Here is a 12,273-nt window from a genome sequence, read left to right on the forward strand (position 1 = left end):
GACGCGAGGGCGGCACGCGGCCGCGTGCCCTATTCGGAAGGGGCTCCGTCCGTGCGCGCGGAAGTCCCTGAGGAATCGTCCTCCTCGGCGCGCGCCTCCCCGCCACCCTCCTCCCGCTCGCGCGAACTCCCGGCGCGCTCACCGGGGCCGTTGAGGTCCCGCAGGAACTTCTGTCCTGCCGCCGAGACGTTCGAGAGGCCGCGGTCCGCGGCTGCGAGGAGCTGAAACGCTTCACGGATGACGGCGGGCCTGACGGTTCGCTTGCGCAGGCTGTCCTCGAGCCTTTCGGCGAAGCGCTGGAACCCGGTGGGCTCCTGCTCGCCCTCGCGCTCGCCATACTTCTCCTCCAGGAACTCGATGTAGTCCAGGACCTGGTAGATCTGCCGGTCGGGCAGGCTCTCGATCTTTCTCAGCAGCCGGTTGCGCAGGACATCATGCATTTGCGTTCATCCTTTTCAGGGTCCCGGCGCCCTACGCAGGGCTCATGTGTCGAGTTCCGGGGAACACTTCCCCTCCAGACCTTGCTGCGGGTCGGGAACCGCGTATCCTTCTGGCAGGGCTGGAGAGCCCGGACAACCATCCGCGACACATCCCGGCAGTGTGCGCGGTTTCAACATACAACCGAATGCGGGAATCCGCGTAGATGGCGTATCTGCCCCTGAGAAGCGTTCCCATCACAGGCGATGCGAGAGAGGTCTACCATCGCTGGCTGGAGGGCATCGACGACGAGCTTTCGGGCGCCGGCTGCAACCGGCGGGAGCTGTGCCGGCGCGTGCTGACCGACATCTATCGTCCGTGGGGAGCCGCCGCCTCAGGCCTGTCGCGTCTCTTCGGCGACGCTTTGCACGACACGGAGCGCGTCCAGCTCCTGCAGATGGATCCGGCCAACGTCACCGTTGAACCGGAGCATTACGCCGACATCGACACGGAGCGGTATGCCCGGGTCAAGCCGCTGCTCTGGATGTGGGAGATGTTCGACCGGAGCCCGCTGGGGGAGAACCTCTACCTGGGCGTGCTCTTCCGGCGCATCCTGGCCCGGCGCATCTTCCGCCGCTGCGGCAGGGACTTCAAGGCGTTCCACCAGGTCAAGTTCTCCTTCGGCTACAACATGGATGTGGGGGACGGAGTGGTCGTGCACCGGCACGTGCTGCTCGACGACCGGGGCGGCATCCGGCTCGGAGACGGCGCCTCGGTTTCCGACTACTCGAACATCTACAGCCACAGCCATGATGTCGTGAACTCCCCCGAGATCACGAACCGGATGACGGTGGTCGGGGCGGGCGTGCGCATCGCGTACCACGCCACCATCCTCACCGGCGTGACCCTCGCGGACGACAGCATGATCGGCGCGGGGGCGGTGGTGTCGCGGGACACCGAACCCAGCGCCGTCTACGCGGGGATCCCCGCCAAACTGGTGCGAAGGAAGCCCGATCTGCCGAGGAAATCCGCGCCGCCCGATCCGTTCGCGGGAATGTTCAACGGGTAGCTCCTTCACAGCCCGGCGGGATTGGCTCGACCGGCGCTCGCAGGACGCGCCTGCAGGAAGGCTGCCCCGAGCCCTGAGACATCCCAACCCATGCTCCAGCGCTTCGACGAACGCAACCGGGACCTGATCGTCAACATCAACGGCCGGCTCGTGCACCGGGACGAGGCGGGAGTGAGCCCTTTCGACTCGGTCGTGCAGGGCGGCGATGCGGTCTGGGAAGGACTGAGGCTCTATGCTGGGCGGATCTTCAAGCTTGAGGAGCACCTCGCGCGGCTCCGCTCGTCGGCGCTCGCGCTCGCCTTCGCCGAGATTCCCTCGGGCGAGGAGATCGTCGAGGAGATCCGGCGCACACTGGCGGCGAACCGGATGCGCGACAACGTGCACATCCGGCTGACGCTCACCCGGGGCGTGAAGCACACCAGCGGCATGGATCCGCGCCTCAACCGGTCCGGCCCCACGCTGATCGTGCTGGCCGAGCACAAGGCACCCGTCTACGACCGTTCGGGACTCCGGCTGGTGACCAGCGCCCTCCGGCGTTTCGACCCGGATGCGCTCGATCCGAAGATTCACCACGCCAACCTCCTGCAGTCGATCCTGGCCAAGATCGAAGCCAACGCCGCGGGCGCCGACGACGCGCTCATGCTCGACAGGCGCGGGTTCATCGCCGAAACCAACGCCACCAACTTCTTCGTCGTGACCGGCGGGGTCGTGATGACCGGCCGGGCCGTTGCATGCCCGGAGGGAATCACTCGCGCGACCGTCCTTGAGCTGTGCGATGTGAACGGAATCCCCTCGCGGGTGAAGGACCTCTCCCTCACGGAAGCGTACCGCGCCGACGAGGCCTTCTGCACGGGCACGATGGGCGAACTGGCCAGCGTTACCGAGATCGACGGGCGCACGATCGGCGACGGCAAGCCGGGGCCGATGACGGCAAGGCTGAGCGATCTGTTCCGGGAGTTGACGGGCCTCGCGGGAACGGTCGTTGCGGGAGAGAGGCAACCTGTGGCAGGAGGCGGGCATGCCGCCGGCTGACGGGCGCCGCGAGGAGTCGTCGCCGCGATCAGATCCCCCCGCGCAGGGGTCGAGCGGCTCAGTGACGGTCACGCGGGAGCAACTCGAGCGCGTAATCCTGCGCGCGGCGGATCTCCAGTTCCGACGTTCCAAGCCGGCCAGCGGGGAGTTACGCGCGGGCGAGGTCGTTCAGATCGGCGCGGAGGTCGGGATCGAGGAGCGGTACGTCCGGCAGGCCCTCGCCGAAGTCGAGGCCGCCTCCCTCGTCCCCGACGCGCCTCCCGACGAGGGACTCGCGCGGCGGATCGCAGGTCCCGCGATCGTGAGCACGAGCCGGGTGGTGCCCGGAAGCCCAACGGAAGTGGAGGCGAACCTCGAGTCCTATCTGCGACAGGAAGAGCTTCTCAGACAAGTGCGTTCACGATCGGGTGGATCGATCTGGGAGCCGGGGAGCGGCCTCGTCCACCAGATGCGCCGCGCCTTTGATGTCGGCGGGCGCCGGTATACGCTCGCCAAGGTGCGCGACCTCCAGATCCGCGTGGCAGCCCTGGAGAGCGGCTGGTCACTCGTTACGCTGACAGCCGACATCGGCAACCTTCGAACGGAACACCTGGCCGGCTGGTTCACGGGAATGGGGTTGGCGGGAGCGGCCGGCTGTGTCGGCCTGTTCATGGCTACGGGAGGCGGTATCCTTCCGCTTCTGGGCGGACTCGCGATCCTCTCGGGTTTCACAGGCCTCGCGACGGCCTCCGCACGAGCCGGGCTGCGGAAGGCGGGGCAACGAACGAAACTCGCACTTGAGGGTCTTCTGGACCGACTGGAACGCGGCGAGAATCTCCGGAGCGAGGAGGAGCCATGGCACCGGAAGCTCCTGCGCTGAGCAAAGGAAACGAGATGCCCGACACCCGCCTCTCACGCCGCCGCTTTCTTCAGACCACGACGCTCGCGGTCGGCGGCCTGGGCGTGGGCGCCTGCCGCCTGGACGAACCGGCGCCGGCACCCCTCCGCATTCTCATCCTGGGCGGCACCGGCTTCGTCGGCCCCAACCAGGTGCGAAGCGTCCTGGCGCGGGGGCACGAGGTCACCCTCTTCAACCGGGGCATCACCAACCCGGATCTCTTCCCCGACCTCGAGACCCTCATCGGCGACCGGGACGGCGACCTGGCCGCGCTGGAAGGGCGCACGTGGGACGTCGTCATCGACAATTCGGCCAACCTTCCGCGCTGGGTGCGCCTCTCGGCCGAAGCGTTGCGCGGCTCCGTCGGCAAGTACCTCTTCGTGTCCTCGACCGGCGTCTACATCCCGTACCTCACCACCGACATCCGCGAGGACGCCCCGGTCGACACCATCGACGATCCGGAGACCGAGGTCGTCAACGGCCGCACCTTCGGCGCCCTGAAGGCGCTCGCCGAGGAGGAAGCCCGCACGACCTTCCCCGACACGCACCTGGTCCTGCGCCCGACCTACATCATCGGGCCCGGCGACCCGACCGACCGCTACACCTACTGGCCGGTGCGGCTGGCGCGCGGCGGCGAAGTGCTTGCACCCGGAAGCCCCGACGACCCCATGCAGCACGTCGACGTGCGCGACCTGGCCGCCTTCATGATCCGGGCCGTGGAAAACGACCTGACGGGCACCTACAACGTGACAGGTCCGCGCGAGCCGCTCACGATGGGCGGCCTGCTCGAGCGGACGCGCTCCGCCGTTGGCTCCGACGCTACCCTGACGTGGGTGAACGCCGGCTTCCTGCAGGACCACGGCCTTTCGGCCCTGACCTACTGGACGGAGCCCGCTGGCGACTACCTGGGCATGATGCAGGTCAACGGCGAAAAGGCGTTCGACGCAGGCTTCGCGATGCGCCCGCTCGAGGAAACCGCGCGCGACACGCTGGAGTGGTTCAACGCGCAGGACGCGGAGCGGCAGGAGCTGAGATCGGGGCTGACACCGGAGCGCGAGGTGGAGCTGCTGGCGGCGTACCGCTAGAGAACGCGACTCCAGCGCAATCACGCAGGCCCCTCGGCTTCCCGACGGACCTCCCCCCTACCCTGGCATCCTCCGGAACAGTCTCAGCACCGACCAGAACGCCAGCCCGTACATCACGGCGCCCAGCAGGAACGGCGCCCCGGGCAACTGGACCGGCGCGCTCGCCGACGTGAAGTAGCTGAACAGCCCCGCCGTGAAGATCAGCGGCGCCGCGATGCTGGTGAGGCTCATGAGAGACTGGATGCCGCCCTGGACCTTGCCCTGGTCTTCTGGAGGGACCGCGCCCGCCACCAGGCTCTGGATCGCGGGGCCGGCGACGCCGCTGATCGAGCCGACGACGATGACTAGGAGCAGCATCCATCCGGCCGTGGCCAACCCGTAGCCAAGAAACGCGACCACTGCCCAGATGAGGCCGTAGAGGACCGCCCGGCGTTCGCCGATGCGCTTGATCACGGGCTGGACCAGCCCGCCCTGGACGATCGCTGACATGATGCCCACCAGGGCCAGCGACAGCCCGTTCGCCCGCTCGTCCCACCCGAATTTGTGTCCCGTGTAGAGAACCCATACGGTCTCGAGCCCGCGCTGCGCGAGGATGACGAAGACGAAGGCCGCGGTCAGCCCGGCGACGAGAGGATAGGTACGCAGCACGTGGAGGCTGCCCACCGGGTTGGCCTTGCGCCAGCGGAAGACGTCGCGCTTCTCCGGGGGCAATGATTCCGGCAGGACGAAGAAGCCGTACAGCCAGTTCACCAGCGCGAGTCCCGCCGAGGCGAAGAACGGCAGCCGCAGGTCGATGCTTCCGAGCAGACCGCCTATGGCGGGGCCGAAGATGAAGCCGAGCCCGAAGGCCACGCCGATCAGACCGAAGTTCCTTGCCCGGTTCTCGGGCTTCGACACATCGGCGATGTAGGCGTTGGCGGTGGTGACGTTCGCGCCCATCACGCCCGCGATCAGGCGGCCCACGAAGAGCCAGCCGAGCGTCGGCGCGAACCCCATGATGAGGTAGTCGACTCCGAGCCCGAAGAGGGAGATCAGGATCACGGGCCGGCGTCCCACCCGGTCCGACAACGCTCCCAGAAGCGGCGCGAACAGGAACTGGGTGACGGCGTAGGTGGCCGCCAGGACGCCGTACCAGCGCCCCGCGAGCGCGGAGCTTCCTCCCACGAATTCCCGGATCAACTCCGGGAGGATGGGGATGATGATGCCGATCCCCAGCATGTCGATGAAGACCGTGATGAGGATGAAGATCATCGCGGCCTTGCGGCGCTGTCCGGAGGACTTCACCACGGGGTCGACGCCTGGAGCGGAGGGTCGGGAGGGCTGGTTCGAGACGTCCGGGAGCCGAGCTCGCCGAGACTCGGGATCAAGCCCTCAGCAGGACACGCAGTTGTTGTTGTTCTTCGACCCCAGGCGCTCCAGCAGAGCGATGGTGGACGGGAACGGCTGCACGCGCTGCACCGGACCGTTGGCCATGTCGGCGGTAGTCTGGCCCCTGCGGCTCAGCACCGTGACGTCGGCGCCGTGCTCCACCAGATAGAGCACCAGCTCGTCGTCGCCCCGGGACGCGGCGTGATGGAGCGCGGTGTAGGCGTTGGCGTCGCGCACGTTGACGTCCGCGTTGGCCTCTTCCACCAGGAACTTGACCGCCGCGAGCCAGTTGTCGGGCACGTAGCGATGCGCGTTGCCCGCGAAGGACTGGCCGTAGCCGACGCCGGAGGCAGCGTGGATCGGGTAGATGGCGGGCCCGCCGGTGGGGACGGACGGCACGCCGGAGAGATCGTCGTCGTCGCCCCGTCCATAGCCCTGCTGTGCGGGTTCTTCCTCCTCTTCATCCGTCTCGCCCTCGGCGTTGGCCAGGCCGGGACCCTCGGCCTCGGCTCCAGCTGCCTCGGTGGCTGGCTCTTCGCTGGCCGGCGTCTCCGTCTCGGACTCGCCCTCGGCCTCCTCACCTTCAACGGCCTCACCCTCTCCAGCCTCGACGACCGCTTCCTCCGCCGGCGCCGGTTCCGGGGGCGGCGGGGGACGGCGGCGGCGGCGCTGGGGCGGCTTCATGGTCGGGATGCCGGGATCGGCGCCGTGCTCTTTCAGGAGTCGCATCGCATCCACGTCGAGCGCATAGGCGGCCCTCCAGAACGGCGTCGCGCCCTGCAGGTTGATGCCGCTGCCGCGGAGCACCCCGAATGTGTACTCCATGAACCAGAGATGGGCCTTCAGGCGCGCGTTGGGATCGGCGCCGGCTTCCAGCAGGGCATCCAGCACCTCCAGATGGGTCGCGTTCTGCTGCAGATGCTCGGTGGGGTGCGCATAGGACGCCCGCGGCGCCCATTGCCGCTCCAGCACCGCGAAGAGCGGGGTCGTGCCCGCCTGACTCGCCAGGTTGGGGTCGGCGCCGCGCTCGAGCAGGGTCAGGGCGAGGTCGAACTGACCGTTCACGGACGCCATCAGGAGCGGGGAGGTCTGGTCGCCCTCGGAGACCTGGTTGATCTCCGCGCCGGCTTCGAGCAGCGTGAGGGTCGCCTCCACGTGGCCCTGCCGGATTGCGTGCAGGAGAGGCGTCAATCCGCCCCAGGCGCCCACCATCTGCGCGTAGGACATGGGCCGGGGCTCTTCGTCCGGACGGGGATCGCCGTCCTCGTCGTCCGCGGATTCGTCCTCGTCTCCCTCGTCGTCCGTGGATTCCTCCTCGTCCCCTTCGGCTTCCTCGGATGCCTCGTCGGCCTCCCCGCTTTCCGCGGGCTCGCCGGAGTCTTCCTCCGCTTCGGAAGCCGCGTCAGCCTCGGTCCCGGATTCCTCGCCCTCCCCTTCTTCCTCCGCCTCGATCTGCCCTTCCTGGTTGGCCATGGTGCGCCCGTCGTTCGCGGGATCGGGCACGTCGGGCCACCTGCGCTGGATTTCGCGCGAAGCCTCGATGGCCGCCTGCACCTGGCTGGGGGTGGGCTGCCACTCCGGACCCCCGCCCTCCTTCTCCTTGAAGTCGGCCAGGAACTCGTTCAGGCGGCGGTCGGCCGCGGCGTCCGCCCGCTCGCGCTCCGCCACGTCCACCGACCAGGCCGCCAGCGATAGATCGGCACCGGCTCCGAGCAGCACCTCCAGGGCCGCGACCCGGTTGCTGGCGGCGGCGAAGATGAGGGGGGTCTGGCCCCATGCGCCCTCGCGCCCGTTCACGTCCGCGCCGGCCTCGACCAGTACCTCGACCACTGCGGGATCGCCGGTGGCCGCCGCCAGGTGGAGCGGCGTCGCGCCCGAATTGGTCGTGCTCGCGTTGGGGTCGCTGCCCGCATCCAGAAGCACCTCGACCACGGTGGCGCGCGCGCGCCGGGATGCCAGGTGGAGGGGCGTGTAGTGCCCGATGCGGGTGCCCGCGTCCACACGCGCGCCGGCATAGAGCAGCACGTCCGCGAGTTCGGCGTCGCCGCGCTCGGCGGCCCAGTGGAGCGCGGTCATGCCGTCGCCCTGGGGCGCATTCACGTCCGCGCCTTCCCGCAACAGGCGCCGCACGGCCTCCAGATCGCCCCGCGCCGCCGCGTCGGCCACGGGCGCGTCGGACCAGCCGCCGCCCAGCAGCAGCAGCGGCACGATCGCCATCCCCAGCAAGCGCGCCCGCCCGCGAGGGCTTCCCATCGGCCCCGCCGTTTTCATGACGTCACCGGCACGGTCAGGGAGAACTCGCCGGTTGCATCCCCGAACGTGACCAGATCCTCGTGGCCGAGCTTGTGCAACAGCGTGGTGAACACATTGGCCATCGGCGTGCCGTCCGGGGCCTTCAGATGCAGGTTGCCCTCAAGCTGGCCGTTGGCCCCGCCCAGGATCACCAGCGGGCACCGCCTGTGGTTGTGCAGGTTCGCATCCCCCATCGGCGAGCCCCAGATGACCATGGACCGGTCCAGCAGGCTCATCTCCCCGTCCATCGTCTCCTGCAGCCGCTCCAGCAGGTACGCCAGTTGTCCCGTGCGCCACTGGCAGATCGTGTTGAACTCGAGGATGGCCTCCTCGTTGCCGCCGTGGTGAGAGGCGGGATGGAAGGCCCGGTCCGAACCGCTCTCCGGGAACCTGCGGTTGGAAGCGTCCCGTCCCATCTTGAGTGAGGCGACCCGCGTGGCGTCCGTCTCGAAGGCCAGCACCTGCAGGTCGAAGAGGAGGCGCATGTGCTCCTCGAAGGAGTCGGGCACGCCCGGAGGAGCGCCGGGCAGCTCGCGCGGGGCTCCGCTGGTGTTGCGCTCCTCCACCCGCTCGATGCGCCGCTCGATCTCGCGGACGCTGTCCAGATAGCGGTCCACCCGCTGCAGGTCCACCGCGCCCAGCTGGCGCCGCAGGTCGGCCACCTCGCCGGCAACCCAGTCCAGGATGCTCCCGTGGGTCCGCCGCCGCCGTGCCCGCTCGTCGGTGCTACCGCCGGCCCCGAAGAGCATGTCGAACGCGGCGCGCGGGCTGCGGATCATCGGCAGCGGCAGGTCGGGCGACGCCCAACTGATCGAGTCCATGTACGAGCACGAGTAGTTGTAGTCGCAACCGCCCCCCGAGTCCGTGGGCTCGATGGAGAGCTGGAGCGAAGGCAGCACCGTGTCCTGCCCGAAGCGCTGGGCGTGCAACTGATCCAGCGAGGTTCCGCAGTAGATGTCGGATCCCTGGGTCTGCTTCGGATGCGACTGGGTCAGGAACACCGCGCTGGAGCGGAAGTGGTCGCCGCCCACCTCCGGCGGCGCGAAGGCCTCCGCCATGCGCACGTCGGTGTTGCTGATGATGGTCATGTCGTCACGCCACGGCTCGAGCCCCTTCAGCACGTTGATGTCGCTGAGCTCGAAGTCCCGTCCCTGGGTGACGGGCGCGAAGAGATGCTGCCTGGCGCCCCACTCGTTGCAGCCGGCGACGCCGTGCACCTCCTCGATGCAGATCAGGCGTGTCGGCTCGCCTTCCGCGCGCCCGCGCGCGATACCGGCGGGAATCATCGCGTCCAGCAGCGGAAGCGAGAGGGTGGCGCCCGCCCCGCGCAGGAAGGTTCGCCGCGGAAGAGCCTTGCTGGTCAGAAAATGCATGCCACGATCCAGGATGAAGGATGATGGACGCGGGCCCGCCCGTGCCGTACACGGTCGAGCGCGCGGTTCGCGGTCATATCAGTTGAATGTATCCCGGGCCCCGCTGTTCTCGCCATCGGCGAGCGCCAGTGCCTGCTTCATGCGGAACGCGTCGCTCATCACCACTCCGACGATGAAGGACGACATGCGATAGTCGTTCCGCTCGGCCTCGCGCGCGATGGCGCGAACGGCAGGCTGGTCCCGATGGTCGATCCCCCGCCCCAGCGCATAGGCCATCAGGCTCTCGGTGAACTGCCGCACCAGCGGAATGGGGCGCTTGAGCAGGACGCGAGACAGATCCGCCGGGGTCTCGATCTCGGTCCCGTCGTAATAGGTGCTCCGGGTGTCGAGCGGCGTGCCCTCCTCGCGGATGCGCCACTGGCCGGTCACGTCGAAGTTGTCGAGCGCCAGCCCGATGGGGTCGATGAGCTCGTGACAGGAGGCGCAGTCCGGGTTGTCCCGATGGGCCTCCAGCCGCTCGCGCGTGGTCAGGACCTTGCCGTCGCGCGCGCTTGCGGTCTCCTCCAGGTCGGGGATGCCGGGGGGAGGAGGTGGCGGCGGGGTACCCAGCAGGACTTCCATCACCCACAAGCCGCGCAGCACCGGCGACGTGCGGTTTCCGAGCGAGGTCTGGACCAGCATGCTGCCGTGGCCCAGGATTCCGCGCCGGCGATCGTCGGGATAGCCCACGCGACGGAAGGCCTCGCCCTGCACGCCCTGGATGCCGTAGTGACGCGCCAGCCGCTCGTTCACGAAGGTGTAGTCGGCGCTGTACAGCTCCAGCAGGCTCCGGTCCTCGCGGATCAGGTTGTGGAAGAAGAGCTCGCTCTCGCGCCGCATCGCATCGGCGAACTGGCGGCTGTAGTTGGGGAAGCGGAACGCGTCCGGGCTGACCAGTTCCACGTCCTGCAGGCGCAGCCAGAGTGACGCGAAGCGGGTGGCCAGCGCCTCCGAACGCGGATCGGCCAGCAGCCGGCGCGCCTGGGCCTCGAGCCGGACCGGATCGGAGAGCGCTCCCTCGCGCGCTGCGGCCACCAGCTCGGCGTCCGGGCCGGCGCCCCACAGGAAGAAGGACAGGCGCGCCGCAAGATCTTCGCCTGCGAGCGGATAGATCTCTCCGGGCGCCACATCCCCGGGCTCCCGCTCCATGCGGAAGAGGAAGTGCGGACTCGAGAGGATCGCCTCGAGCGCCGTCCGCACGCCCGCTTCGAAGCCCCCGTCCTCCGAACCCATCCCGTAGAAGACGAGGAGATCGCTCACCTCGCTGTCGTTCACGTCGCGGCCGTAGGCTTCCGCGGCGAGCCGGGACACGATCTCGTGGGCGCAGGGCCGCTCCTCGGCGGCGGCCGTGGGCCGGCAGGAGAAGACCCGCCGCCGGGCGTCGAAATCGGACACGCCCGTGGTGTTGTGCGGCCCTTCGACCGTCAGGCTCATAATGTGCGGGAGCGAAGTGGTCCCGTAGCTGGTCTCGGTGCCGGTCAGCGACCAGTCGTTGGGGCGGATCAGGTCCTCGTAGGGGCCGTCCATCTGGCGGATGAAGGCAGCCGTGAGGCGGTGCTCGCCCGCGCGCACGGGGATGGGGTCGGTGCGCACCGGGAAGCCCTTGCGCCCCTGGAAGTCGATGTCGCCCCCGTAGCGCAACAGCGCCACCCGCTCCCCGTTGACGGAGATGTCGATGTCGTGGTCGCGCTCGCCCCAGCCCGACATGAAGCTCATCGAGAAGATGTACTCCCCGTCGGCCGGGAAGGAGTGCAGGACGCTCACACCTCCGCGGGTGCCGAAGGGCGCCCCTTCGACCCGCTCCCATTCGTGCTGGGACACGGAGGGCGGGTTGCCGTAGGTAACGGACGTGGTGGCCGCGTCGCGGTCGCCGATGGCGCGGCGCGCGATATCGCTGGCGGCGGCCAGGTAGGCGTCCATCAGGGTGGGGGTGAGCGTCTGGGCCTCGGCGTTGTTGTCGAAGCTCTCGCTGATGCGGTCGGGCGGCAGCCAGTCCTCCGGGTCGACCGTGAGGCCCAGCAGGTCGTGGATGACGCGGGCGTACTCGGCCCGGTTGAGGCGCTGGAACGGGCGGGTGCCCGCATACGGGCGGGCGGCCGCCGCCTCGTCCACCACGTCCTCCAGGTACTGCGCCAGCGCGGTGAGGGTGTCCTCGGTGGGGCGGCGCGAGCCGGGCGGCGGCATCATGCCCGCGCGCAGCTTGCGGATCATGCGCTCGGCAACTTCGGCGTTTTCGTCCGCGCGGGTGACATCGAACCCCTCAAGCGACAGGTTGCCGCGCATGCGCCGCTCGCTGTGGCAGCGGGTGCAGTAGCGCTCGACGACGTCTTCGACGGGGACGGAGCCCAGATCGGCGGGGAGAACCGGATGGGCATCGTCGTATGCGGGATATGCATCCGGGGCAGGCCCATACGTCACGTCGGAGGAGCCGGCGTCGCGCGCTCCCTCCGCGACCAGCAGCACACCCCCCAGCGCCACCGCGGCGGCCAGAACCTTCATGACTTCTCCTTGCCGAGCGGGCCGCGGTCCGGCAGCCCCTCCACCCAGGGTCCCCGCCAGGCACTCGCAGCCGGACGAGGACAACCCTTCAATGTAACGATGTGCCGCATGCGGAACAGCCCGCCTGGAACCGACCTTGCCGTAGCGGTCCGCGTCAGCTCGTCAGGCCGCTTGCCGGGGTCTCCGGCAGCCGGTCTTATCCTACGATGGTCCTGACGTTGC

9 protein-coding genes are annotated in these 12,273 nt (G+C 69.1%); 4 read left to right on the plus strand and 5 right to left on the minus strand.

The features are described 5' to 3' along the window. Window positions 1–29: 29 nt before the first annotated feature. Window positions 30–440, minus strand: coding sequence for a DUF2281 domain-containing protein (locus OXU32_04640; protein MDE0073257.1), 411 nt, complete (start codon window positions 438–440; stop codon window positions 30–32). Between the two features lie 203 nt (window positions 441–643). Here OXU32_04640 and OXU32_04645 point away from each other — a divergent pair, with 203 nt between their 5' ends. From OXU32_04645 to OXU32_04660, 4 genes are all read left to right on the plus strand, one after another. Continuing rightward, on the plus strand, window positions 644–1,486 hold the full coding sequence (locus OXU32_04645) for an acyltransferase (protein ID MDE0073258.1): 843 nt from the start codon (window positions 644–646) through the stop codon (window positions 1,484–1,486). Between the two features lie 90 nt (window positions 1,487–1,576). Beyond that, window positions 1,577–2,518 carry an aminotransferase class IV gene (locus tag OXU32_04650; GenBank protein MDE0073259.1) on the plus strand — a complete coding sequence of 314 codons (942 nt, stop codon included), beginning with the start codon at window positions 1,577–1,579 and terminating at the stop codon, window positions 2,516–2,518. Window positions 2,519–2,579: 61 nt separating this feature from the next. Next, a complete protein-coding gene (locus tag OXU32_04655) occupies window positions 2,580–3,377 on the plus strand; it encodes a hypothetical protein (protein ID MDE0073260.1) in 798 nt (265 codons plus the stop codon). A 14-nt stretch (window positions 3,378–3,391) separates the two neighbouring features. Continuing rightward, window positions 3,392–4,480 carry an NAD-dependent epimerase/dehydratase family protein gene (locus OXU32_04660; GenBank protein MDE0073261.1) on the plus strand — a complete coding sequence of 363 codons (1,089 nt, stop codon included), beginning with the start codon at window positions 3,392–3,394 and terminating at the stop codon, window positions 4,478–4,480. A 57-nt stretch (window positions 4,481–4,537) separates the two neighbouring features. On the opposite strand, the gene OXU32_04665 is transcribed toward OXU32_04660, so the two are convergent. The 4 genes from OXU32_04665 to OXU32_04680 form a co-directional block, all read right to left on the minus strand. Then, window positions 4,538–5,767: a TCR/Tet family MFS transporter gene (locus OXU32_04665; GenBank protein MDE0073262.1), complete on the minus strand. Its 1,230-nt coding sequence runs from the start codon at window positions 5,765–5,767 to the stop codon at window positions 4,538–4,540. Between the two features lie 84 nt (window positions 5,768–5,851). After that, a complete protein-coding gene (locus OXU32_04670; protein ID MDE0073263.1) occupies window positions 5,852–8,101 on the minus strand; it encodes an ankyrin repeat domain-containing protein in 2,250 nt (749 codons plus the stop codon). Between the two features lie 14 nt (window positions 8,102–8,115). Continuing rightward, window positions 8,116–9,513, minus strand: a complete 1,398-nt coding sequence (locus tag OXU32_04675) for a DUF1552 domain-containing protein (GenBank protein ID MDE0073264.1) — start codon at window positions 9,511–9,513, stop codon at window positions 8,116–8,118. A 78-nt stretch (window positions 9,514–9,591) separates the two neighbouring features. Continuing rightward, complete coding sequence (locus tag OXU32_04680; protein ID MDE0073265.1) at window positions 9,592–12,051, minus strand: DUF1592 domain-containing protein; 2,460 nt, start codon at window positions 12,049–12,051, stop codon at window positions 9,592–9,594. Window positions 12,052–12,273 lie beyond the last annotated feature (222 nt).

Source organism: Gammaproteobacteria bacterium, assembly GCA_028819075.1.
In the GTDB taxonomy this organism is placed as follows: domain Bacteria; phylum Gemmatimonadota; class Gemmatimonadetes; order Longimicrobiales; family Gaopeijiaceae; genus BD2-11.